This is a genomic window from Streptomyces sp. SID10853 (assembly GCF_010548145.1).
In the GTDB taxonomy this organism is placed as follows: Bacteria; Actinomycetota; Actinomycetes; order Streptomycetales; family Streptomycetaceae; genus Streptomyces.
Window position 1 is genome coordinate 1 of the sequence record NZ_JAAGLN010000105.1, and the last position, 22596, is coordinate 22596.

The following is a 22596-nucleotide window of genomic DNA, read 5'->3' on the forward strand; positions in this document are numbered from 1 at the left end:
CCGGTGCCGGACGGCGCCACGCCCGACGCCGCGGCCTGAACCACCCGGGAGCCGCCGGGCCCGGCGGCGCGTCCCGGTGGCGCGTCCGGGCGCAGCGTCCTGGCGCCGTGTCCAGGTGTCACGTCCTGCTGTCACGTCCCGGTGCCGGGCCCCGGCCGACGGGACCCGGCACCGGTGGCGGTCAGCCGGTGATGATCGCCGGGTCGCTCACCCCGGGCCTGCCGTTCTCGACATGTCCGGCCAGCCGGCGCAGATAGCCGCTGTCCAGGTCCGAGACCACGGTCAGGTCGTACCACCGCCGGGTCGAGCGCAGGTCCACCGTGTGCACCACGGTCTTCCCCTTGCGGACCGTGAAGGTCTCGCTCCTGCCGCCGTACGCGTTGGTGACGGTGAGATGGCAGTCGGCGGCGCCCGCGTTGGTCAGCGTCAGCTCGACCGAGCCGTCGCCCGCCCGGTGGCGGGCGGTCACCTCGGGGCCCGCGGTGGAGCCGGGGCCCTTGAAGGTACGGAGGAAGCCGTTCGGGCCGAACACGGACAGATCGTAGGACCCCTTGGAGTAGTCCGTGTTCCAGGTGTCCGAGAGCGTCTTTCCGGCCTCGGCGGTGTACGTCCACGGCCCGTCGCCGCGGTTGGCCGATGTCACCGTGAAGCAGGCCCCGGCGTGCGCGCCGCCGCCGAAGGTGAGCGTGAACTTGCCGTCGGCCGGCGCCGCTTCACCGTCCACCAGCGGGGCGTACGGCAGCGGGCGCGACGGCCGCGACCCCGCCTCCTGCTTGGGCAGCGCCGGGTCGGCCGGCGCCTTCGGTACGTAACTGTCGTGCCGCTTGTTGTCCGGCGGCCGGAAACCGTCGGTGTCCGGCAGCGTGGCCGGCTTGGTGTTCTGCAGACCGAAGTCGAAGGCGGAGGTCAGGTCACCGCAGATGGCGCGCCGCCAGGGCGAGATGTTCGGCTCGGCCACACCGAAGCGGCGCTCCATGAAGCGGATGACCGAGGTGTGGTCGAAGACCTCGGAACACACATAGCCGCCGGTGCTCCAGGGGGAGACGACGGTCATCGGGACGCGCTGTCCGAGTCCGTAGGGTCCCGCGCCGTAACTGGCGTCGCCGGGGAAGTAGTCGAGCGAGGTGTCCACCGTGGACAGGCCCCGGTCGGCGGATGCGGGCGGGAACGGCGGGACGGCGTGGTCGAAGTAGCCGTCGTTCTCGTCGTAGGTGACGAAGAGCGCGGTCTTGCTCCACACCTCCGGGTTCGACGTCAGCGCGTCCAGCACCTGCGAGACGTACCAGGCGCCGTAGTTGGCGGGCCAGTTGGGGTGCTCGCAGAACGCCTCGGGGGCGACCACCCAGGAGATCCGGGGGAGCTTGTCCGCCTTGACGTCGGCGCGGAGCAGGTCGAAGAAGCCGTCGCCGTTCTTGGCGTTCGTGCCGGTGCGCGCCTTGTCGTACAGCGGGTCCCCGGCCTTGGCGTTGCGGTACTTGTTGAAGTACAGCAGCGAGTTGTCGCCGTAGTTGCCGCGGTAGGCGTCGTCGATCCAGCCCCAGGAACCGTTCTTGTCCAGGCCGTCACCGATGTCCTGGTAGATCTTCCAGGAGACCCCTGACTGCTCCAGGCGCTCCGGGTACGTCGTCCAGTCGTACCCGGCCTCGGCGTTGCCGAGCACCGGGCCGCCGCCCTTGCCGTCGTTGCCGACGTGTCCCGACCACAGGTAGTAGCGGTTGGGGTCGGTGGCCCCCATGAACGACGAGTGGTATGCGTCGCAGACCGTGAACGCGTCGGCCAGCGCGTAGTGGAACGGGATGTCCTCGCGGGTGAGATGGGCCATCGTGCCGGAGGTCTTGGCCGGGATCCACTGGTTGTACTTGCCCTGGTTCCATGCCTGGTGGCCGCCGGCCCAGTCGTGGTCGAGGCCGGCGATGAACTTCATGCCGAGGTCCTCGGCGTCCGGGTGGTAGGGCAGGACGTCCTTGGCGCCGTCCGACTGGTACCAGACCGGCTTGCCGTCCACCGGGGTCACCGGACGGGGGTCGCCGAAGCCGCGAACGCCCTTCATGGCACCGAAGTAGTGGTCGAACGAACGATTTTCCTGCATCAGGACGACGATGTGCTCGACGTCCTCGATCGTTCCCGAGCTGCGCTTCGCGGGGATGGCGGCGGCGCGGTCGATGCTGTTCGACAGGGCCGAGAAGCCCGCGGTCGCGCCCGCGATCTGAAGGAAGCGGCGGCGATTGAACTGAGGCATGTGGAGGGGGACCTCTCGCGATGTGAGGGGAATGATCCAGTCGAGTCTTCCCAGATGACGGGGTGAAAGGGAAGAGCTGGTGACACGCGAGTGACGGAACACGGCATTTGGAGCGAACAACTCGGCCGATTCCGGACAGCTTTCCCGCGACTTGTTCAGACAACTCGCCCGCCGGACCCGCCGGACCCGCTGGACCCACCGGACCCGCCGGACCCGCCGGACCCGTCCGGCTCCACGAAGACCACCGGCACCTCGTTGCTCCGCACCAGCCGCCCCAGCACCGCCGCCAGCCGGTCGCGCTCCGCCGGGCCCACCGCGTCGGCCAGCGCCTCCATCCGCGCGCTCGCGTCGGCGTAGAAGTCGCCGGACACCCGCGCCCCCTCGGGGGACAGCGCGACCCGCACCGCGCGCCGGTCCAGCGGATCCGGCTCCCGGCACACCAGGCCGCGCCGCTCCGCCCGGTCGACGAGACCGGTCAGGCTGGACTTCTCCAGGCCCAGCATGGTGCTCAGTTCCCCCATGCCACGCGGCTGAGCCATCAGGACACACATCAACTGGGCCTGTTGCACGGGCAGTCCGTACTCCCGGCTGGCTTCCGTGTACACGGCCTGCACCAGGAACGACGTACGCACCAGCGCTGCCGCGATCCCCATCGGCTCCGCACCCTTGATCATCGCCATCGGGCCAGCATAGGTTCGACGGTTCGCGGCGCGAACCATCCGGGGTCTGCCGGACGGATCATGGCGTCCGCCGCCCGCGTTGCGGCCGCGGACCGGGCGCGCGAAGGTCGGAAGGGCGAGTACGAGGAGGACCCACCCATGCCCATCGCCACGGTGAACCCCGCCACCGGTGAAACGCTCCGGACCTTCGACGCGCTGGGCGCCGATGAGGTCGAACGGCGCCTCGTGGCGGCCCACGCCGCTTTCCGCGCCTACCGCACCACCGAGTTCGCCGAGCGGGCGCGGCTGCTGAACAGCGCCGCCGATCTGCTGGAGAGCGAGCAGCAGGACATTGCGCGCACGATGACCACCGAGATGGGCAAGCCGGTCGCCGCCGCCCGCGCCGAGGCCGCCAAGTGCGTCAGGACGATGCGCTGGTACGCCAGGCACGCGGCCGAGCTGCTGGCCGACGAGCACCCGGCCCGGGCCGATGCCGAGGACTCCGGCGCCGACCGCGCGTACGCCCGTTACCGTCCGCTGGGCGTCGTCCTGGCCGTCATGCCGTGGAACTTTCCGCTCTGGCAGGTCGTACGGTTCGCCGCGCCCGCGCTGATGGCAGGCAACACCGGCCTGCTCAAGCATGCGTCGAACGTGCCGCAGACCGCCCTCTACCTGGGGGAACTCTTCGAGCGTGCCGGTTTCCCGCGGGGCTGCTTCCAGACCCTGCTGATCGGCTCCGGCGCCGTCGAGGCGGTCCTGCGCGACCCCCGGGTGGCCGCGGCCACCCTCACCGGCAGCGAACCCGCCGGCCGCTCGGTCGCCGCCATCGCGGGCGACGAGGTCAAGAAGACCGTCCTGGAGCTGGGCGGCAGCGATCCGTACATCGTGATGCCGTCGGCCGACATCGAGCGGGCCGCGCGGACCGCGGTGACGGCCCGGGTGCAGAACAACGGGCAGTCCTGCATCGCCGCCAAGCGCTTCATCGTCCATACGGATGTCTATGACGCGTTCACCGAGGAGTTCACCACCCGGATGGCCGCACTGAAGGTCGGCGACCCGCAGGACGAGTCGACCGATGTCGGGCCGCTCGCCACCGAGCAGGGCCGCAGCGATCTGGAGGAGCTGGTCGACGACGCCGTACGCAGGGGAGCGACCGCGCTCTGCGGCGGCGGGCGGCCCGAGGGGGCCGACCGCGGCTGGTTCTACTCACCCACCGTCCTGATGGGCATCACGACCGAGATGCGGATCCACCGCGAGGAGGCGTTCGGCCCGGTGGCGACCCTCTACCGGGTGGCGAGCGCCGATGAGGCGGTGCGGGTGGCCAACGACACCCCGTTCGGTCTGAGTTCCAACGTCTGGACCCGGGACGACGGGGAAGTGGATCTGTTCGTACGGGATCTCGAAGCGGGAGGTGTCTTCTTCAACGGCATGACCGCCTCCCACCCGGCCCTGCCCTTCGGCGGGGTCAAGCGCTCCGGGTACGGGCGGGAACTCGCCGCCCACGGCATCCGCGAGTTCTGCAACATCACCACGGTCTGGCACGGCGCCGACCCCGGCGAGTGACCCCGTCGCCCGTCTGCCGTACGCGTGCGATCCCGTACCCGCGATCCCGTACCCGCGATCCAGCACCCGCGATCCAGCAAGGAAAGTGAGCACGATGGTTGACACGGAGAACCAGGACACGCTCGTCACGGTGGCGCTCACCGGCCACTCGAAGGAGGACGCGGCGGCCGTCTTCGGTGCGCTGCGGTCGGCCTTCTCCAGCGACCGTGCGTCCGGGAACGCACCGCACACGGAGATCCCCGGCCGGCCGACCGTGTGGACGGCGTCCTTCGAGGTGCCGGACACGGACCCGGGACCGCTGAGCGGCGCCGTCCTGTCCGCGCCGGTCACCGCCACCGTGCAGGGCGGCTACCACGCGGTGGACGTGGTGCGGGCCGCGCTGGGCACCGCGTTCTCCGTGCAGGAGCAGGGCGAGGCGCTCGGTGACCAGGAGAAGGAGCTGAACCTCCAGCTGGAGAACACATAGCCGCCGGAGAGCCGGCAGCCGCCCGCAGCGCCGGTCACATCCGGTGCGGGAGGCGGACCACCGTGAGGAAGAAGTCGTCGATCTGGCGCACCGCCGACATGAACTGCTCCAGATCGACCGGCTTGGTGACATAGGCGTTGGCGTGCAGCCGGTAGCTGCGCAGGATGTCCTCCTCGGCCGACGACGTCGTGAGCACCACGACCGGGATGTCGCAGAGTTCCGGGTCCGACTTGACCTGTTCGAGCACCTGCCGGCCGTCGTACTTGGGCAGGTTGAGATCGAGCAGCACCAGGTCCGGACGTGGCGCTGAGGTGTGGGCGCCGCGCCGGTAGAAGAAGTCCAGCGCTTCCTCGCCGTCCCGCACCACATGGAGCGTGTTGCCGATCTTGTTGTCAGCGAACGCCTCACGCGTCATCAGCTCATCGCCGGGGTCGTCCTCCACGAGCAGGACCTCGATGGGCTGGAGCGGGGTGTTCACGCGGTGTCTCCCTGGGCTGTGGCTGTGGCTGTGGCTGTGGCTGTTGTCGTGGTGGGGTGGCCGGCCGGGAGGGCGGCGGGGCCGGGGTCCACCGGGAGCGTGAAGTGGATGCACGCGCCCTCGGTCACCGACTCGTCCAGCCAGATCCGGCCGCCGTGGAACTCGACGATCTTCCGGCAGAGCGCGAGCCCGATGCCCGTCCCCTCGAACTCGTCCCGTGCGTGCAGCCGCTGGAAGATCACGAAGATCTTCTCGGCGAACTCCGGTGCGACACCGATGCCGTTGTCCGCGACGGTCACATGCCAGCTGCCGCCCTCGGTGGTGCAGCCGACCGTGACGACCGAGGGATGGCCGGCCCGGCGGAACTTGACCGCGTTGCCGATCAGGTTCTGCCAGAGCATGACCAGCGAGGTGGGCTCACCGGTGATCTCGGGCAGCGGATCCTTCCGTACGACGGTCGCCCCGGACTCCTCCGTCACCAGCGCCAGATTGGCCAGCGCCCGGTCGAGCGAGGTGTCGAGGCAGACGGTCTGCCGGCTGTCGTCGAGGACCCTGCCCACCCGGGAGAACGTGAGCAGGTCGTTGATGAGCACCTGCATCCGCTTGGCGCCGTCGACCGCGAAGTCGATGTACTGCTTGCCACGGTCGTCCAGCGCGTCGCCGTACCGCTTCTCCAGCAGCTGGCAGAAGGAGGCGACCTTGCGCAGCGGTTCCTGGAGGTCGTGCGACGCCACATAGGCGAACTGCTCCAGCTCCGAGTTGGACCGTCGCAGCTCCTCGGTCTGCCCGGCCAGCAGCGTCTCGCGCTCCAGGGAGTCGCCGAGCTCGTCGGCGAGACGGCGCCGCATGTCCTCGACGGCCGCTCCGACGGCCCGCACATCGGACGGCCCCCCGATCTCGATCCGGTGGTGGAACTCCCCGCCGCGCACGGTCTCGGACGAGGTGCGCAGCGCGTACAGCGGGCGGCCCACGATCCGGTGCAGCAGCACACTGAGGGTGACCACCACCAGTGCGAAGGCGACGAGCAGGGCGACCAGCACCCGGTTCTGGGTACGCCGCGACGCGTCGAGCCCGGCCCTGGCCCGCACCCCGTCGGCCTCGATGTGCCGCTGCTGCACGGCCATGTCCGCCCGCAGCCCGTCGAAGGCCGACTTGCTGCGCGCGACCCGCGCTCCCGGCGCCGCGCCGGGACCCTTGGCCCGTACGGCGGCGATCAGCGGCTCCGCCTGCTCGCTGCGCCACTTCCGCGCGGCCAGCCGTATCCGGTCCAGGTCAGGTCCGTACGGGCGTCCGGTTCCGGTGAACGCGCCGACTCTGGCCCGGTACACCCGCTCGTCGCGGATGCCCTGCTCGTACGGTTCGAGGAAGGACTCGTCACCGCTGAGCGCATAGCCGCGGGCCCCCGTCTCCTGGTCGAGCAGTGCCTTCTGCAGCTGGAAGGCGGCGGAGCGGGCCGGCTGGATGTGGTCGACCAGTGCGGTGGTCCGGTCGTTGGTACGGGAGAGGAAGACCCCGCCGACCGCGGTGCAGCCGCAGACCACGACCACGAATCCGGCGAGGATCAGCCGGACCCAGGTCTGCACCGAGAGGCGCGAGCGGAAGCCCGGTCGTCGTCGCGCCGGGGATTCCGCCGGACGGCCACCCGCCAGGTCCGCGGCGTCAGGGGCAGTGCCGATATCGCTGTGGTCGCCGCCGTTGTGCCCGCTGCTGACGGTCTGACTGCTCATGGTGAGCCGGCCCCCCATCCCAGATGCAGGACGGCCACGTCGTCCGCGAGCCCTCCGTAGGGCGCCGCACCCTCGGTGGCGCCACGGACCAGCGCGTCGACGAACCCGGCGGCGGGGAGCGCCCCGTGTCTTCGGGCGAGATCCAGCAGCCCCGTCTCGCCGAGCCGGGACTCCGCGCCGGTGCGGCCCTCGAACAGCCCGTCGGTGAAGAGCACGACCTGCCCGCCGCCGGGGAGCGGCAGCTCGGTCTCCGTCCAGCGGGCGGCGCCCGGCACCAGCCCCAGGGCCATCCCGCCGCCCGGTTCGGCCCAGCCGACCTCGGCGCCGTGCCGGACGAGGAAGCCGGGGTGCCCGGCCCGGGTGACGCGGACGGTGCGGCCGCCCGGCGGGAAGACCAGCGAGGTCACCGTGGCGAAGATGCTCGGATCGGAGCGCTCGGCGACCAGGATCTCCTCCAGCAGCCTGATCTGCTCCAGATGCTCCATCGCGCACAGCACGGCGGTACGCCAGGCGACCCGGAGACACACCCCGAGGGCCGCCTCGGCCGCCCCGTGGCCCGAGACATCGCCTATCACCGCGTGCACGGTCTGGTCGGCGGTCTGCACCACGTCGTAGAAGTCACCGCTGAGCAGCCCGTGGGCCCGGCCCGGGGTGTAGCGCGCGACGGCCTCGAAATCGCGCCCGCGCAGCAGCGGCACCGGCAGCAGCCCCCGCTCCAGCCTGGCGTTCTCCTCGGCCATCAGCCGGTTGACCTGGAGGGCCGCGGCCGACTGCTCGACCTGCTTGCGCTGGAGGGCGTAGCGGACGGCTCGGCTCAGCGACTCCGGGTCGAGCCGGTCCTTGACCAGGTAGTCCTGCGCGCCGGTCGCGACGGCGGCCAGCCCGGCGTCGCCCTCGGCGAGGCCGGTGAGCACCACGATCGCCACATCGGGGGCCGCGCCGACGATACGGGTGACGGCGTCGAGCCCCTGGACGTCCGGCAGATGCAGATCAAGCAGCACACACACCGGGGTACGGCAGGTCCGCAGGAACTGCTGGGCCGCGGCCAGCGTCTTGCACCAGCTGACCGGGGAGTCCAGATCGCTGTCGGCCAGCACTTCCTCGACGAGCAGTGCGTCCCCGGCGTCGTCCTCGACCAGCAACAGGACCGCCTCGACGTCGCCGACGGACTCGCCTGTCGCCGTCAGGAGCTGCTGCCGGTTTCTGGCCGCGGGCACCACAGCCCGTGCCGAAGCGGCCACCGGCATCTCGGTCACACTCCACCCCCACCCCGGACGGCGCGGGTGATGGGGCGCCGTATCGCGCCGAAGCATATGCGACCCGGCCCCGGACCGGCGACGGCCCTGTGGACAACGCTCCTCAGGCCGATCCCCTTGCCGGGGTGGGAGAATGAGGGGTGAGGAGGCGGCCATGGAATACGTCATGCAGGCCCATCTCCAGGAGGGCTCATCGCCCTCGGACGAGCACCCCAGGGTGGAGTACTGGCACATCGCCCACATCCGGGAGACGACTGCGCTGTGCGGGCGCGAACTCGACCCGTCCGCGCCCAAGCAGTCGACGGACGCCTGGGGGACCGACGGCAGCCAGCCCTTCTGCCACACCTGCGGCGCCCTGTATCTGCGCCAGGTGCCTTGAAGAGCGTTTTGTCCCGGCAGGACTGCTGAGCATTGCTCATTGCTCATTGCTCATTGCTCATTGCCCAGTGAACGCGGGAGGCGGAGGCGAAGCAGGAGTACGTCGCGCTCTCGGAGCAGGTGGCCTTCCGGCACCGGCGCCGCACGGATGCCTGGGGCTCAATCGGTCGTCTTCCGGTCCTCGGAATAGATCACCAGCGTCTGCTCCGGCTGTCCGGCCACATGGAACGCGGTGTAGGTGAAATCGACCGTCCCGCGTCCCGGAAGCCGTAGCCGCTTCCGACCGCCGTGCCGGACCTGCACGTCGTACTGCGGCCACCAGGCACGCACTTCTGGGCTGCCCGCGCACAACTCGTCGATGAGGCCGGTGAATCGGGCGTCGGCCGGGTGGCTTCCGGCCAGCGTCCGCAACCGGGCGAGCAGGCCGCGCGCTTCGAGCTCCCAGTCGACCAGAAAGTCCCGGGCCACAGGTTCGAGGAACACCCAGCGGGCGAAGTTCGCCGGCCGGTCCGCTGCCGCCGTGAGACGCGGGAACAGCTCGTCTGCCGCCTGGTTGTGGCTGAGCACGTCGTAGTTGCCGCCGATGATGTACGCCGGGTGAGGCTGGAGCAGAAGTGGGACGGCCGCCACATCGGCCGGAAGCGGCTCGGCTTCTCCGGCTTCGGCCGCAGGGGCGTGACCGGCGAGCCGGAAGAGGTGAGCGCGCTCGGGCCGGTCGAGTCGCAGAGCCGAGGCGAGGGCGTCGAGGACCTGTTCCGAGGCGCGGACCTCCCGGCCCTGCTCAAGGTACGTGTACCAGGTTGCGCTCATCCCGGCGAGCAGCGCGATTTCCTCTCGGCGCAGGCCCGGTGTCCGGCGCCGGCCGGTATGCGGCAGTCCGACCTGGCCAGGGGTGATCCGCGCTCTGCGACTGCGGAGGAAAGCACCCAGCTCGCGACGCTGGTCCGGCTGCTGCTGCATGGTGATGGCACCTCTGGTTCCAGAATAAGCGCGCTCTGGATACCAGGTTAAAGCCATCGCAGACTGGAGTCCGAGCAGGGGCGCGAAGCCCCCGCCGATGCCCCGGAGACGGGCGGACCTCCGACAGGAGGCCCTGCGGACAGACGCGTTCCGAGCGATCGCCGGGGACCGGTACTGAGAGGAAGAGGAAGACACCATGTCGGGAATCGAAGGGAAGGTCGTGGCGATCACGGGAGCCGGCAGCGGCATCGGCGAGGCGACCGCATTGCTGCTTGCCGAGCGAGGCGCGCGGGTCGTTCTGGGGGCGCGCCGCTCCGAGCGTCTCGCGGAGCTGGTGGAACGGATCGAGCGGGCGGGTGGCGAGGCCGTGCAGACGCGTACGGACGTGACCCGGCGTGACGACCTGCATACCCTGGTTGCCTTGGCCGCCCAGCGATTTGGCCGGCTCGATGTGCTGGTCAGCAACGCGGGGGCCGGCACGATCTCGCCTCTGGACGATCTGCGGGTCGACGAGTGGGACCAGATGGTCGACGTCAACGTCAAGGGTGTGCTGCACGGTATCGGCGCCGCGCTGCCGGTCTTCCGCGCCCAGGGCACAGGTCACTTCGTCACCATCGCCTCCACGGCCGCATTCCGTATCGCGCCGACCATGGCGGTCTATGCCGGAACGAAGTTCGCCGTCCGTGCCATCTGCGAAGGCTTGCGCCAGGAAGCCGGTGGCTCCCTGCGCGTGACCACGGTCTCGCCGGGCGCAGTCGGGACCGAATTCGCTGAGGCGTCAACGAATCCGCAGGTCCGAAAGCAGATCACGGAGATGCGGGACCGGATCGCGATCCCGCCCGCAGCGATCGCCCAAGCCATCGCGTTCGCCATCGAACAGCCGGCGTCCGTCGATGTGAACGAGATCGTCGTCCGGCCCACCGCTCAGAACTGAACCCCCGGCAGGACTCTCCGGATGAGGCATCAGGCGGCTGCGGTCGGCCCTGGACGGGCCGCGGTCGGCCCTGTCTCCGCACGACCGCGCAGGGGCCGGTCCGGTGCCGTCGGGCTGAAGGAGCCCGGTCAGCACGCGGACGCGGACGGATGCCCGGCGTGATCCACTTCTCCCGACGGGCCATCTGCCGTGCCCGTTACCCCCAAGGGTCTTCCCCGGACGGCTGCTCCCGGACGGCTCTCCCCGGTCAGGCGGCCAGGGACCGCAGATAGGCGACCGTCGCGGGATCGGCCGGGAGGAGCGTCTCGATCGCCAGCTCGGCCACGGTCACGTCCATGGGTGTGTTGAAGGTGGAGATGGAGGACACGAAGGAAAGCACCCGTCCGTCGTGTTCGATCTCCAGCGGCAGCGCGAATCGCGGCACGGAACCGGGCCCCTGACCGGCCCGCCCCTCCACCGACTCCACCGACTCCGCCGCCTCCGACGGCGACGCCGACGACGCGGGAAGCGGATAGGCGGCCACCTCCTCGTACAGCTCACGCAGTGCACCGGAGCGGGCCAGTGCCAGCTGGCGCTCCATCTGGTGCAGCAGATGGCCCCGCCACTCCCGGAGGTTGCGGATACGTGGGGCCAGTCCGGCGGGGTGAAGCGTGAGCCGCATCGCGTTGAGCGGGGGCGTGAGCAGCCGTTCCGGCACCCCTTCCAGCAGCATGGCGATCCCGCTGTTGGCGGCGACGACGTCGTACCGCCCGTCGACGACCAGCGCCGGATACGGTTCGTAGCCCCGCAGAAGCTGGTGGAGCCCCTCGTGCAGCGTGCTCATCGAGGGGTCGTCGAGCATGGTCTCCGCGTACCGCGGCGCGTAGCCGGCCGAGAGGAGCAGGGCGTTGCGCTCCCGGACGGGCACGTCCAGGTGCTCGGCCAGGCGCAGCACCATCTCCTCACTGGGGCGGGCGCGGCCCGTCTCGATGAAGCTGATGTGGCGGGCCGAGGAGTCCGCCCGCAGGGCCAGCTCCAGCTGACTGACCCGGCGCTGTCTGCGCCAGTCGCGCAGCAGCGGCCCTACTCCGGTGTCGAGAGCGACAGTTGTCATCCCCAGACCGTAACGTCGGGCGGACAGTCTTCCGGAAGGAGTCCCGTACATGCCCGCGGAACCGCTGACGCGCAAGGAGACCGAGGACCGGCTGCGCGAGCTGCCCGGCTGGTCCCTGGACGGCGACCGGATCGCCCGTTCCTACAGGTTTCCCGGACACTTCGCCGCCACCGCGATGGTCGTCCACATCGCACAGATCCAGGAGGAGCTGGGACACCACTCCGAACTGACCCTGGGATACAACACGGTGGCGCTGAGCGTGCACACCCATGACGCGGGCGGCGCGGTCACCGCCAAGGACTTCGAGCTGGCCCGCCGGGTCGAGGACGCGGCCGCCGGACACGGGGCAGCCTGAGAAGGCACCCGCGGATGCCGACAAGGGGGCGACCGGCGCACCGCAGGTGATCGCTGCGCGGGGCTGCGGCTGCGGCTGCGCGACGGTACCTGTCTGCCGACGGCCCGCACGGAGTCACCGCCCGCCGGGGCGCTGACCTGTACAGGGGCCGGTGTGCCTCACGGGGGGCCGTCCGCACGCCGGGCCCCTTACACACGGCGGCGCCGCCCGGCACACACCGGGCGGCGCCACCGTACGGGGTCGCGGGACGGCGGGGTCAGACGCCGAGATTCATGGTCGCCGGGTCGGCGCCCAGTCGCTTGCCCTCGTCGAGCGCGGCGATGGCCGCCAGGTCGTCGGCGTCCAGCTCGAAGCCGAAGACGTCGATGTTCTCCTTGATCCGCGACGGGGTCACGGACTTGGGGATGACCACATTGCCGGTCTGCAGATGCCAGCGCAGCACCACCTGGGCGGCGCTGCGGCCGTGCTTCTGCGCGATGGCGACGATGGTCGGGACATCGAGGAGCCCCTTGCCCTGGCCGAGCGGGGACCAGGCTTCCGTGTGGATGCCGTGCTCCGCGTGGAAGGCACGCGACTCGGTCTGCTGCAGCTGCGGGTGGAGCTCGATCTGGTTGAGGGCCGGGACCACGGAGGTCTCGCCCAGCAGCCGCTTCAGGTGCTCCGGCAGGAAGTTGGAGACACCGATGGTCTTCGCGCGGCCCTCGGCGTGGATCTTCTCGAACGCCTTGTACGTGTCCACGTAGGCGTCCTTGGAGGGGACCGGCCAGTGGATCAGATACAGGTCGACGTAGTCGAGGCCCAGCTTGGACAGCGAGCTGTCGAAGGCGCGCAGGGTCGAGTCGTAACCCTGCTCGGCATTCCAGAGCTTCGTGGTGACGAAGAGTTCGTCACGGGCGATTCCCGATGCGGCGAGCGCCTTCCCTGTGCCCTCCTCGTTGCCGTAGATCGCAGCGGTGTCGATGCTGCGGTACCCGGCTTCCAGCGCGGTGCCGACGGCCTTCGTGGCCTCGTCGTCGGCGACCTGCCAGACCCCGAAGCCGAGCTGCGGCATCCGGGCGCCGTTGTTGAGGGTGATGAAGGGGACCTTGCTCACGAGCGGTCGACTCCTTTTGGTGCGTGGTGGTGAGTACGTCATCGGTTGATACGTCAAGGGTCAACGATCACACGGCGCGGCCCATTCCCGTCGCCCCGGTCCGGGGGTTCCTTGCGGCCAGGGCCCGGCGTGCCCGGCAGCGAGACGGCGGGCCGGGCCGGTGCGGTCGGTCCGTCCTCAGCGGTAGAGGGCCTCGACCTCTTCGCTGTACGCCGTCTCGATCGCCTTGCGCTTGAGTTTCAGCGACGGAGTGAGCAGGCCGTGCTCCTCGGAGAACTGGTGGGCGAGGATCCGGAACGTCCGGATCGATTCGGCCTGCGAGACCAGGGTGTTGGCCGCCACGACGGACCGCCGCACCTCCGTCTCCAGATCCGGATCGCGCACCAGGGCGGCCGGGGTCATCGGCGGTTTGCCGTGCAGGGAGAGCCAGTGCGCGACCGCTTCCTGGTCGAGCGTGACCAGCGCCGCGATGTACGGCCGGTCGTTGCCCACGACCAGGCACTGTGCGATCAGGGGATGGCCCCGTACGCGCTCCTCCAGACCGCTCGGCGAGACGCTCTTGCCGCCGGAGGTCACCAGGATCTCCTTCTTGCGGCCGGTGATCGTGAGATAGCCGTCGTCGTCCAGCGAGCCCAGGTCGCCGGTGGAGAGCCAGCCTTCGTGCAGTACGCCGTCGGTTGCCTTGGGGGAGTTGAGGTAACCGCCGAAGACGTTGCGGCCGCTCACCCACACCTCGCCGTCGTCGGCGATGTACACGGTGGAGCCGGGGATCGGCTGGCCGACCGTGCCGTAGCGGGTGCGCTCGGGCGGGTTGGCGGTGGCCGCCGCCGTCGACTCGGTGAGCCCGTACCCCTCGTAGATCGAGACACCGGCGCCCTCGTAGAACAGCCCGAGCCGCCGGTCCATCCCCGAGCCGCCGGACATCGCGTGCCGCACCCGGCCGCCCATCGCGTCACGGACCTTCGCGTAGACGACCTTCTCGAAGAACTGGTGCTGCATCCGCAGGGCCGCCGATGGGCCGGGGCCGAGACCGAACGCCTTGTGCTCCAAGGCCTCCGCGTAGCGCACCGCCACCTCGACGGCCTTGTCGAAGGGGCCGGCCTTCCCCTCGGTCTCGGCCTTGCGGCGCGCGGCGTTGAAGACCTTCTCGAAGATGTAGGGCACGGCGAGGATGAACGTCGGCCGGAAGGCGGCCAGATCGGGCAGCAGCGCGCGGGCCGCGAGCTCCGGCTGGTGGCCCAGCTTCACCCGGCCGCGGATGGCGGCGACCTCGACCATCCGGCCGAAGACATGGGCGAGCGGCAGGAAGAGCAGGGTGGACGAGGTCTCGCCGCGCTTCGAGCGGAAGACCGGCGCCCAGCGGGCGACCATGGTGTCGGCCTCGTACATCAGATTGGCGTGGGTGATCACACAGCCCTTGGGGCGGCCGGTGGTGCCCGAGGTGTAGATGACGGTGGCGACGGACTCGGGTGTCACGGCCCGCCGGTGCCGGTGCACCACCTCGTCCTCGATGCCGGCGCCCGCTTCGAGGAGTTCCTCCAGCGCGCCCGCGTCCAGCTGCCAGAGTCTGCGCAGGGCGGGCAGCCGGTCGATCACCGAGCCGATGGTCATGGCGTGGTCCTCGTGCTCCACCATGCACGCGCTGACCTCGGAGTCGTACAGCATCCAGAAGACCTGCTCGGCGGAGGAGGTCGGGTACACGGGCACCGGCTGGGCGCCCACGGCCCAGAGGGCGAAGTCGAAGAGCGTCCACTCGTAGCGGGTACGGCACATGATCGCGACCCGGTCGCCGAACCGGACTCCGTCGGCGAGCAGCCCTTTGGCGAGCGCCATGACCTGGTCCCGGAACTCGCCGGACGACATGTCGTACCAGCGCCCGTTCTCCTTCCGGCCGAGGGCGGACCGGTGGGGGTCGTCGTCGGCGTGCTCGAACACGACGTCCGCCAGTCCGCCGACCTGGGGCGCCGTCACTATGGGTGGGACAGTGAACTCGCGCAAAATGACCTGCTCCTATGTGACGCTCCGCACAGCGCCGTGACGCTACCCCACCGTGAGATCCGGCGGGAGAGAGCTCCGGTGACCGGTTTGTGGGGATATCGCGAGGCTCTGTGGGGGCTCGGCAGGTGAAATGTACCCAGATGGCGAAGCGTTGGGCACCCTCCTGACCGAACGGTAAGTTCCGCGAGGCGGAATCTCCACCGAATCTGTACGGAGAAGGCACGGAGGCCGCCCAACCCCTGTGACCTGCGGAGCATGGTGAGCGCCTGGCATTCCGTGGACGGCAGCGTCCTGTGATGCGGCTGTGATCCCTCTGTGATCGCGGGCGGTCACCGGGTGTGGACGGGCGCGGGAGTACGCCGGAGGGCGCCGGACGACACGGAGGGTGCCCGCACACTCTGTGCGAGCACCCTCCGTGTCCGTCCCGCCGATCCGGGCTGTGGCCGGGGCCTGGGCTGTGGCCGGGGTCCGGGCCGCGGCGCGGTCAGCGGGCGGGTGGGTCCACGGTCACCGGGACGCTGTCAGCGGTACACGGTCACCGGTGCGCCGCCACCTGTACGCCGCCACCTGTACGCCGTCAGCCGTACGCCGTCACTGGGCAGCGGCGACCGCCGGCTCGTCGGCGCGTACCGGCGGCCGCTCGGCGGGGGCGGGCCGCAGGAAGGCCAGCACCGCGACCCCGGCCACCAGGCCCAGGATGCCCGCGACGAGCGCGGCGCCGTTCAGCCCCGAGGCGAACGCGCCGTGCAGCGTGGCATCCGGGATGCGGGAACGCAGCGCGGACGCCCCGCCGCCCGCCAGTACATGGGCCGCCGTGTGCGCCTGGGCGGAGGGGCCGGGCAGCGCACCCTCCATCCGTGAGGTGAGCACAGTGCCGAACACCGCGACGCCCAGCGCGAACCCGAGCTGGCGGAAGGTGTTGACCGCGCCGCCCGCCATCCCCGCGTTCCGCGGCGGTACGGAGGCGAGCGCCGCGCCCGCCAGCGCGGGCGACACCAGACCGACACCGATCCCGGCCAGCACCAGACCGGCCGACAGACCGGTCCAGTCCGACCCCGCGTCCAGCGTGCCCTGGGCCAGCGCCCCGGCACCGATGAGGACTAGCCCGCCACCGATCACCAGCCGGGGCGACCTGCCGTGCAGCAGCCGCCCGCCGACCGCGGCCACCACGAACGACGCCACGGCCAGCGGCAGTACGGCGAGCCCCGCGCGCACCGGGCTCATTCCGAGCAGCGTCTGGAGCCAGATCGAGGTGTAGGGCAGCACACCGAAGGCGGCCGCGTTGAACGCCAGCGCGCCCACCATCACCACGGCGAACGACGGGCGGCGCAGCAGCCCGAGGTCGAGCAGCGGATGGGCGGCGCGCCGTTCGACGGCCACGAACGCGGCCAGTGCCACCACCGCGACCGCCACGGCTGCCCCGGTACGCCCGGAGGTCCAGCCCACGGTGTCCGCGCGGACCACGGCGAACGTCAGGGCCCCGGCGAACACCGCGAACGCCACGGTCCCGGCCCAGTCGACCTTCCGGTCGGTCTGCCGCTGCGACTCGGTGACCGTACGGAGCGTGATCCAGATGGCCGCCGCGCTCACCGGCAGATTGACGAAGAAGATCCACCGCCAGTCCAGCGACTGCGTCAGCACCCCGCCGAGCACCGGCCCGATCGCCGCGGCCGCGCCGCTCACCGCGCCCCACACGCCGAGGGCGACACCGCGGTCCCGCCCCTGGTAGGCGGCGCCGAGCAGCGAGAGCGTCGTCGCGAACATGGCGGCGCCGCCCACCCCCTGGAGCCCGCGCATCGCGATCAGCATCGCCGGACTCGTCGAGAGACCGCAGGCCAGCGAGGCCAGCGCGAACAGCGCGGTGCCCGCCGCGTACAGCCTGCGCCGCCCGGTCACATCGGCGGCCGCCCCGGCGCCGAGCAGCAGCGCGGCGAGCGCCAGCGCGTAGATGTCGATCACCCACTGGAGATCGGACAGCGAGGCATTCAGCGAACCGGCCATGTCGGGCAGCGCCACGATCACGATGGTCACATCGAGCAGCAGCATGAAGGTGCCCAGACAGACCGCTATGAGCGGCCCCCACTTACGCATTCGTTCTCTCCCTGTGTGCCGTGTGCCACGGCAGGCCGTCCGTACTGTTTCCGGTCACCCGTACGATCGGCGGTGGACGGCGGGATCCCCTAACCATGGCCGGCTATTCGCCGGAACCCGACATCAGGAGGAGGAAATCCGTGGAATCGCATGACTTCGACGAGCTCGACCTCCAGCTGCTGCACGGGCTCGAAGTGGACGCCCGTGCCTCGTTCAGCCGGCTCGCGGCCGTCCTCGGCGTGTCCGACCAGACGGTCGCCCGCCGCTACCGGCGGCTGCACACCGAGGGCGGCTTGCGCGTGGTCGGGGTGCGCGACGCGGCGAGCCTCGGCCAGGACACCTGGATGCTCCGGCTGCGCTGCGCGCCGGACGCCGCCGACTCGATCGCCAGGGCACTCGCCCGCCGTCCCGACACCGCCTGGATCGGGCTCACATCGGGCGGTACGGAGGTGGTCGGCCAGACCAGCGCGCGCACCCGCGGCGAACACGAGGAACTGCTCCTCGGGAAGCTGCCGCGTACCCCGAGCATCACCGAGATCAGGGCCCACCAGCTGCTGCACCGCTTCTACGGCGGCCCGGCCGGCTGGCTCGGCAAGAGCCGCGCCCTCACCGACGCCCAGGTGGCGGCGCTGCGCCCGTCCGGGACCGGCAGGACGTCCGAACCCGGCGGCAGGGAATCCGGCATCACCGCGGACGACGAGCCACTGGTCACCGCGCTCGAACGGGACGGCCGGGCCACCTTCGCCGAACTGCGGAAGGCCACCGGGCGCTCGGAGTCGGCGGTGCGGCGCAGGCTGGACCAGCTGCTGGGCTCCGGCACGCTCTTCATCGATGTGCAGTTCGACTCCGAGCACTTCGGGTACGGCATCGCGGCCCTGCTGTGGATCACCGCGGCTCCGGCCGCCCTCGACGCCGTCGGCCGGGCGCTGGCGACCCACCGGGAAGTGGCCACCGCCAGCGCCGTCTCGGGGCCGTGCAATCTGTTCGCGGTGGTGGTCTGCCGCGACACCCCTGAGCTGTACGCGTATGTGAGCGCCCGCCTCGGCCGGCTGGACGGGGTCCAGCACGTGGAGTGCACACCGATGCTGCGCCGGGTCAAGCAGCTCAAGTACGAGGAACGGCCCACCGGCCGCACGGTCTCCTAGGTCCTGCCGGTGACTGTGCCTGCCGGTGCCTGTGCCAGCCGGTGGCTAGACCTGCCGGTGGCTAGACCTGGCGGTGCAGCCGGTCGGCGCCCGCCAGGATCGACGATGCCAGTGCGTCGGCGGCCTCCTGCGCGCTGCCGCCCGTGCGGCCGTGCAGCAGGACGAAGTCCACGTCACCCAGGTCGGGCAGCCCGGCACGGGCCGGGACCGGGGTGAGGCCGGGCGGGATCAGGCCGCGGGTGTGCGCCATGATGCCCAGGCCCGCGCGGGCCGCCGCGACCAGCCCGCTCAGGCTGGTGCTCGTACAGGCGATGCGCCAGGCGCGGCCGTCCTTCTCCAGCACCTCAAGGGCGCGGGCGCGCGTGATGCCGGGCGGCGGGAAGAGGATCAGGGGGAGCGGGCGTTCGGGGTCGATGCGCAGCCGCGGGGCGCCGATCCAGGTGAGCGAGGAGCGCCAGACCAGCTCGCCCTGGCTGTGGCCGTCGCGCCGCTTGGCGAGCACCAGATCGAGCGAGCCCGCCGCCAGCAGCTCGTGCAGGGTGCCGGAGAGGCCGACAGTCAGCTCCAGATCCACCTCGGGGTGCGCGGTGCGGAACGACTCCAGGATCTCCGGAAGCCTGGTCAGTACGAAGTCCTCCGAAGCGCCGAACCGCAGCCTGCCGCGCGGCCGGGTACCCGCGAAGAAGGCGGCCGCGCGCTCGTGCGTCTGGAGGATCGTACGGGCGAAGCCCAGCATCGCCTCGCCGTCCTCGGTCAGCTCCACGCTGTGGGTGTCCCGGGTGAAGAGTGTCCGGCCCGTCGCGTCCTCCAGCCGGCGGACGTGCTGGCTCACCGTCGACTGGCGAAGCCCGAGGCGGTGGGCCGCCTGGGTGAAGCTCAGGGTCTGCGACACGGTGAGGAAGGTGCGCAGCTGCGCCGGGTCGTACATGGCCGCAAGGTTATCGCGAATGGTGATGTCAGTCAGAGCGGTATGCAGGATTCCCGATGAGGGGCCTCCCGTAGATCATGGGGAGGGCGCAGACGACAGGCTGGGCCGCGCCTGCCGGCCCCCCGAGAGCAAGTGGAGACCATGAGCCGCCGTAAGTTGCAGCTTCCGTCCTGGCTGCCGATCGATCCGTACATCCTGGCTCTGATCGGCACCGTCGCCGTGGCGGCGCTGCTGCCGGCCCGTGGTGCGGCAGCCGATGTGGCTGGAGGCGCGTCCACCGGGGCCGTGGCCCTGCTCTTCTTCCTGTACGGCGCCCGGCTCTCCACCGCCGAGGCGGTCGAGGGGCTGAAGCACTGGCGGCTCCATCTCACGGTCCTGGCCTGCACCTTCGTCGCGTTCCCGCTGCTCGGTCTCGCGGCCAGGGGGCTCGTGCCCTTCGTGCTGACGCCCCCGCTCTACAACGGACTGCTCTTCCTCTGCCTGGTGCCTTCGACCATTCAGTCGTCGATCGCCTTCACCTCGATCGCCCGCGGCAATGTGCCTGCCGCGATCTGCGCGGGCTCCTTCTCCTCGCTCGCGGGCATCGTGGTCACCCCGGTGCTCGCTGCGCTGGTCCTGGGCAGCAGCGGGGGCGGCTTCTCGGCGGACTCGCTGCTGAAGATCGTGCTGCAGCTGCTGGTGCCCTTCGTGGCGGGGCAGTTGCTGCGCCGCTGGGTGGGCGGCTTCCTCGTACGGCACAAGAAGGTGCTCGGCTATGTCGACCGGGGCTCGATCCTGCTGGTGGTCTACGCCGCGTTCAGCGAGGGCATGGTCCGCGGCGTCTGGCACCAGGTGAGCTTCGTGCGGCTGCTGGAGCTGCTCGGGGCCGAGGCGGTGCTGCTCGCCGTCATGCTCACCCTGAGCTGGTACGGGGCGAAGCGGCTCGGCTTCGGCCGAGGCGACCGGATCGCCATCCAGTTCGCCGGGTCGAAGAAGAGCCTGGCGGCCGGACTGCCCATGGCGAGTGTGCTGTTCGGTGCGCAGGCGTCGCTTGCCGTGCTGCCGCTGATGCTCTTCCACCAGATGCAGCTGATGGTCTGCGCGGTGATCGCCAAACGCCGCTCGCGTGACCCGCTGCCCGAAGATGTCGTGCGGACCGATTCCGCCCAGACCGCTATGACGTGACCAGCACCACCTTGCCGAGGTTGGCACGGGATTCGATGAACAGGTGGGCCCGCGCGGCCTCTTCGAGCGGCACCTCGGCGTGTACGGCGGTCCGCAGCAGCCCGGTGCGGTGCAGTTCCCACAGCTCGGCGCACCATCGCGCGTACAGCTCGGGCTCGTTCCTGGCGACGAGCGCCATCTGGAACCCGATGACCGACTTGGCCCCCGCCAGCAGGTCGTACGCCTGAAGGGTGCCGCCTCCAGAACTGAACGCCACCAGCCGTCCGTTCGGTGCGAGTGCCGCCACCGCCGGGGTGAGCAGCGCTCCGCCGGCCCCGTCCAGGACGATGTCCACCGGCTCGCCCCAGTCCGCCTCGTCGTACGTCACGACGGTGTCGGCTCCGAGCCCGCGCAGGAACCCGGCCTTCGCCGCCGACCCGGTGGCGGCGACGACCCGTGTGGCTCCGTCGAGCCGGGCGAGCTGGAGTGCCAGATGGCCGACCCCGCTCGCGGCGGCCGTCACCAGTACCGATGCGCCGGGGTGTGGCCGCGCCGCGCGCAGTGCCCCGCGTGCCACCAGTCCACTGCGCACCAGGGCCACGGCGTCCACCGCGCTCGCGTGCTCCGGGATCCGGGTGGCGAAGGGCTCGGCCAGGAGGGCGAGGTCCGCGTAGGCGTCGGCGAAGCAGAGTCCGGTCACCCGGTCGCCGGCCGCGAAGCGGGTGACCTGGGAGCCGGCGGAGACGACCGTGCCCGCGATCTCACCGCCCAGGTGCGCGGGGGCGGTGCCCTCGCGCACCTTCCTCACGGTCGGCAGGGTCACTCCGATCGCTTCGGAGCGCACCAGCAGTTCGCCGGGCCCGGGGTCGGGGACGGGCGCGTCCTCCAGGCGCAGGACGTCGGGCCCGCCGTTGGTGTCGTACCGGACGCGGCGCATGGAGCCTCCAGAAGTCGGTGTCGATGCCGATGCCGATGCCGATGCCGATATCGGTGTCGGTGTCGGTTTCGTTGGGAGGACCAACGGTATCCGATTTTCATGGGTGGTCCCAATGAATTTCGACGTAGGCTTCTCCCATGACGCCCGACACCCCTCCTCCCGCGCTCGCCCGGATCACCGCTCTGCCCAGCTGGCTGCTCGGCCGTGCGGCGGCCCGCGGCCACCGGCTGCTCGCCGACTCCTTCGCAGGGGAGGGGATGCGTCTGCCGCACCATGTGGTGCTGACGGCCGTCGCCGCGCTCGGACCCGTGTCCCAGGCGGAGTTGGGCCGCACGGTACGTATCGACCCCAAGGACATGGTCACGGTGCTCAACGAACTCCAGGCCGGGGGACTCGTCACGCGTACCGCCGATCCGGCGGACCGGCGGAAGAACGCGATCGCCATCTCGCCCGCGGGGCGCACGGTGCTGCACCGTCTGGAGGAGCTGGGCGACGCCGCCAACGACGAACTGCTCGCCCCGCTCGACCCGTCGGAGCGGGCGCAGCTCACCGCGCTGCTCACCCGCATCGTGCACGCGAGGGACGGGTCGGCCGGCACGGAACGGTGACGCCCGGCCGGGAGGTCAGCCCCGCGGGGGCGGTCAGGCCCGCCGGGGCGAGGCCAGCAGATAGGGCGCGCCCGCCCGCCGGTCGGCGTGCGCCGAGGTCTGCCAGCCCGCACGCTCCAGGGTCTCCGCGTAGGCCCAGGCGTCCGGCCCGTCCACCCGGACCGCCTCGGGCTGCGCCGACTCGCTCACCAGGTAGCCCCGGCAGCAGCCCGCCTCCAGGGCGAGAGCCGCGGCCTGCGTCAGATGCGTACGCTCCCAGTCGCACGGCCGCTCCACCGAGTGGTCGGGGTTGGTGACCCGGCGCATCTCGATCAGGCCGGCCCACGCGCTGCGTACCTCACGCTCCCGTACGGGGTCCGGGCCGGCCGTACTCTCCTCCGGGCTCCGGCCGGCTCCGGCGGCGGTGCGGGGCCGGAACACGCCAGGCGGCTCCCCGGCCGCTGAGTTCTGAACCGGCGCGGGGCCCGGCGCGGGATCCGGCGCGGGATCCGGTTCGGGCGGTGGCACCAGCCTGACCGGCTCGGCGGCCAGCCGCTCCCGCAGCC

General features: G+C 71.2%; 21 protein-coding genes. 8 read left to right on the plus strand and 13 right to left on the minus strand.

The window, feature by feature from the left end; all coding sequences use genetic code 11:
• Positions 1-181: 181 nt before the first annotated feature.
• Both G3I19_RS20120 and G3I19_RS20125 read right to left on the minus strand, forming a co-directional pair.
• Entirely contained in the window at positions 182-2239 is a 2058-nt protein-coding gene (locus tag G3I19_RS20120) for a phospholipase C, phosphocholine-specific (RefSeq protein WP_164265048.1), read from the minus strand.
• Positions 2240-2394: 155 nt separating this feature from the next.
• Positions 2395-2913 (minus strand): MarR family winged helix-turn-helix transcriptional regulator, encoded by a 519-nt coding sequence (locus G3I19_RS20125; protein WP_239074603.1) that lies wholly within the window; start codon positions 2911-2913, stop codon positions 2395-2397.
• Positions 2914-3057: 144 nt separating this feature from the next.
• Here G3I19_RS20125 and G3I19_RS20130 point away from each other — a divergent pair, with 144 nt between their 5' ends.
• A complete protein-coding gene (locus G3I19_RS20130; protein ID WP_164265049.1) occupies positions 3058-4461 on the plus strand; it encodes an NADP-dependent succinic semialdehyde dehydrogenase in 1404 nt (467 codons plus the stop codon).
• 94 nt (positions 4462-4555) lie between these two features.
• On the plus strand, positions 4556-4927 hold the full coding sequence (locus tag G3I19_RS20135; protein ID WP_164265050.1) for a hypothetical protein: 372 nt from the start codon (positions 4556-4558) through the stop codon (positions 4925-4927).
• A gap of 34 nt (positions 4928-4961) precedes the next feature.
• On the opposite strand, the gene G3I19_RS20140 is transcribed toward G3I19_RS20135, so the two are convergent.
• From G3I19_RS20140 to G3I19_RS20150, 3 genes are read right to left on the minus strand one after another with little or no spacing between them, the layout of a single operon-like run.
• Positions 4962-5405: a response regulator gene (locus G3I19_RS20140; RefSeq protein WP_164265051.1), complete on the minus strand. Its 444-nt coding sequence runs from the start codon at positions 5403-5405 to the stop codon at positions 4962-4964.
• A complete protein-coding gene (locus G3I19_RS20145) occupies positions 5402-7132 on the minus strand; it encodes a sensor histidine kinase (protein ID WP_164265052.1) in 1731 nt (576 codons plus the stop codon). The genes G3I19_RS20140 and G3I19_RS20145 overlap by 4 nt, the downstream gene beginning before the upstream one ends.
• A complete protein-coding gene (locus tag G3I19_RS20150; RefSeq protein ID WP_164265067.1) occupies positions 7129-8379 on the minus strand; it encodes a fused response regulator/phosphatase in 1251 nt (416 codons plus the stop codon). Before G3I19_RS20150 ends, G3I19_RS20145 begins: the two co-directional genes overlap by 4 nt.
• Positions 8380-8542: 163 nt before the next feature.
• Here G3I19_RS20150 and G3I19_RS20155 point away from each other — a divergent pair, with 163 nt between their 5' ends.
• On the plus strand, positions 8543-8767 hold the full coding sequence (locus tag G3I19_RS20155) for a hypothetical protein (protein ID WP_164265053.1): 225 nt from the start codon (positions 8543-8545) through the stop codon (positions 8765-8767).
• Between the two features lie 158 nt (positions 8768-8925).
• On the opposite strand, the gene G3I19_RS20160 is transcribed toward G3I19_RS20155, so the two are convergent.
• Positions 8926-9726, minus strand: coding sequence for a helix-turn-helix transcriptional regulator (locus G3I19_RS20160; RefSeq protein ID WP_164265054.1), 801 nt, complete (start codon positions 9724-9726; stop codon positions 8926-8928).
• A 196-nt stretch (positions 9727-9922) separates the two neighbouring features.
• Between G3I19_RS20160 and G3I19_RS20165 the strand changes: the two genes are divergently transcribed.
• Positions 9923-10660: an SDR family oxidoreductase gene (locus G3I19_RS20165; RefSeq protein WP_164265055.1), complete on the plus strand. Its 738-nt coding sequence runs from the start codon at positions 9923-9925 to the stop codon at positions 10658-10660.
• Positions 10661-10907: 247 nt separating this feature from the next.
• Here the strand turns inward: G3I19_RS20165 and G3I19_RS20170 are convergent, their stop codons facing one another.
• Positions 10908-11753 (minus strand): helix-turn-helix transcriptional regulator, encoded by an 846-nt coding sequence (locus G3I19_RS20170; protein WP_164265056.1) that lies wholly within the window; start codon positions 11751-11753, stop codon positions 10908-10910.
• A 49-nt stretch (positions 11754-11802) separates the two neighbouring features.
• On the opposite strand from G3I19_RS20170, the gene G3I19_RS20175 reads away from it, so the two are divergent.
• Positions 11803-12108 (plus strand): 4a-hydroxytetrahydrobiopterin dehydratase, encoded by a 306-nt coding sequence (locus G3I19_RS20175; protein ID WP_164265057.1) that lies wholly within the window; start codon positions 11803-11805, stop codon positions 12106-12108.
• Between the two features lie 256 nt (positions 12109-12364).
• On the opposite strand, the gene G3I19_RS20180 is transcribed toward G3I19_RS20175, so the two are convergent.
• The 3 genes from G3I19_RS20180 to G3I19_RS20190 form a co-directional block, all read right to left on the minus strand.
• Positions 12365-13201 (minus strand): aldo/keto reductase, encoded by an 837-nt coding sequence (locus G3I19_RS20180; RefSeq protein WP_164265058.1) that lies wholly within the window; start codon positions 13199-13201, stop codon positions 12365-12367.
• Between the two features lie 177 nt (positions 13202-13378).
• A complete protein-coding gene (locus G3I19_RS20185; protein ID WP_203599797.1) occupies positions 13379-15199 on the minus strand; it encodes an AMP-dependent synthetase/ligase in 1821 nt (606 codons plus the stop codon).
• Between the two features lie 591 nt (positions 15200-15790).
• Complete coding sequence (locus G3I19_RS20190; protein ID WP_164265059.1) at positions 15791-17290, minus strand: MFS transporter; 1500 nt, start codon at positions 17288-17290, stop codon at positions 15791-15793.
• Positions 17291-17430: 140 nt separating this feature from the next.
• On the opposite strand from G3I19_RS20190, the gene G3I19_RS20195 reads away from it, so the two are divergent.
• Positions 17431-18435, plus strand: coding sequence for an Lrp/AsnC family transcriptional regulator (locus G3I19_RS20195; RefSeq protein WP_343235152.1), 1005 nt, complete (start codon positions 17431-17433; stop codon positions 18433-18435).
• A gap of 61 nt (positions 18436-18496) precedes the next feature.
• Here G3I19_RS20195 and G3I19_RS20200 read toward each other — a convergent pair whose 3' ends face one another.
• Positions 18497-19363, minus strand: coding sequence for a LysR substrate-binding domain-containing protein (locus tag G3I19_RS20200; protein WP_164265061.1), 867 nt, complete (start codon positions 19361-19363; stop codon positions 18497-18499).
• Between the two features lie 141 nt (positions 19364-19504).
• On the opposite strand from G3I19_RS20200, the gene G3I19_RS20205 reads away from it, so the two are divergent.
• Positions 19505-20527, plus strand: a complete 1023-nt coding sequence (locus G3I19_RS20205; protein ID WP_164265062.1) for a bile acid:sodium symporter family protein — start codon at positions 19505-19507, stop codon at positions 20525-20527.
• Here G3I19_RS20205 and G3I19_RS20210 read toward each other — a convergent pair.
• Positions 20517-21443, minus strand: coding sequence for an NADP-dependent oxidoreductase (locus tag G3I19_RS20210; RefSeq protein ID WP_164265063.1), 927 nt, complete (start codon positions 21441-21443; stop codon positions 20517-20519). The genes G3I19_RS20205 and G3I19_RS20210 overlap by 11 nt on opposite strands.
• 137 nt (positions 21444-21580) lie before the next feature.
• On the opposite strand from G3I19_RS20210, the gene G3I19_RS20215 reads away from it, so the two are divergent.
• Positions 21581-22051 (plus strand): MarR family winged helix-turn-helix transcriptional regulator, encoded by a 471-nt coding sequence (locus G3I19_RS20215; protein ID WP_164265064.1) that lies wholly within the window; start codon positions 21581-21583, stop codon positions 22049-22051.
• A 33-nt stretch (positions 22052-22084) separates the two neighbouring features.
• Here G3I19_RS20215 and G3I19_RS20220 read toward each other — a convergent pair.
• The coding region (locus tag G3I19_RS20220) for a hypothetical protein (protein WP_203599798.1) at positions 22085-22596 on the minus strand (512 nt) is incomplete at its 5' end.

Bases quoted from the DNA above. Each gene is read 5' to 3' on its own strand.
- G3I19_RS20120 (WP_164265048.1), bottom strand. From the start codon at position 2,239: ATGCCTCAGTTCAATCGCCGCCGCTTCCTTCAGATCGCGGGCGCGACC.
- G3I19_RS20125 (WP_239074603.1), bottom strand. From the start codon at position 2,913: ATGATCAAGGGTGCGGAGCCGATGGGGATCGCGGCAGCGCTGGTGCGT.
- G3I19_RS20130 (WP_164265049.1), top strand. From the start codon at position 3,058: ATGCCCATCGCCACGGTGAACCCCGCCACCGGTGAAACGCTCCGGACC.
- G3I19_RS20135 (WP_164265050.1), top strand. From the start codon at position 4,556: ATGGTTGACACGGAGAACCAGGACACGCTCGTCACGGTGGCGCTCACC.
- G3I19_RS20145 (WP_164265052.1), bottom strand. From the start codon at position 7,132: ATGAGCAGTCAGACCGTCAGCAGCGGGCACAACGGCGGCGACCACAGC.
- G3I19_RS20150 (WP_164265067.1), bottom strand. From the start codon at position 8,379: ATGCCGGTGGCCGCTTCGGCACGGGCTGTGGTGCCCGCGGCCAGAAAC.
- G3I19_RS20155 (WP_164265053.1), top strand. From the start codon at position 8,543: ATGGAATACGTCATGCAGGCCCATCTCCAGGAGGGCTCATCGCCCTCG.
- G3I19_RS20160 (WP_164265054.1), bottom strand. From the start codon at position 9,726: ATGCAGCAGCAGCCGGACCAGCGTCGCGAGCTGGGTGCTTTCCTCCGC.
- G3I19_RS20165 (WP_164265055.1), top strand. From the start codon at position 9,923: ATGTCGGGAATCGAAGGGAAGGTCGTGGCGATCACGGGAGCCGGCAGC.
- G3I19_RS20170 (WP_164265056.1), bottom strand. From the start codon at position 11,753: ATGACAACTGTCGCTCTCGACACCGGAGTAGGGCCGCTGCTGCGCGAC.
- G3I19_RS20175 (WP_164265057.1), top strand. From the start codon at position 11,803: ATGCCCGCGGAACCGCTGACGCGCAAGGAGACCGAGGACCGGCTGCGC.
- G3I19_RS20190 (WP_164265059.1), bottom strand. From the start codon at position 17,290: ATGCGTAAGTGGGGGCCGCTCATAGCGGTCTGTCTGGGCACCTTCATG.
- G3I19_RS20200 (WP_164265061.1), bottom strand. From the start codon at position 19,363: ATGTACGACCCGGCGCAGCTGCGCACCTTCCTCACCGTGTCGCAGACC.
- G3I19_RS20205 (WP_164265062.1), top strand. From the start codon at position 19,505: ATGAGCCGCCGTAAGTTGCAGCTTCCGTCCTGGCTGCCGATCGATCCG.
- G3I19_RS20210 (WP_164265063.1), bottom strand. From the start codon at position 21,443: ATGCGCCGCGTCCGGTACGACACCAACGGCGGGCCCGACGTCCTGCGC.
- G3I19_RS20215 (WP_164265064.1), top strand. From the start codon at position 21,581: ATGACGCCCGACACCCCTCCTCCCGCGCTCGCCCGGATCACCGCTCTG.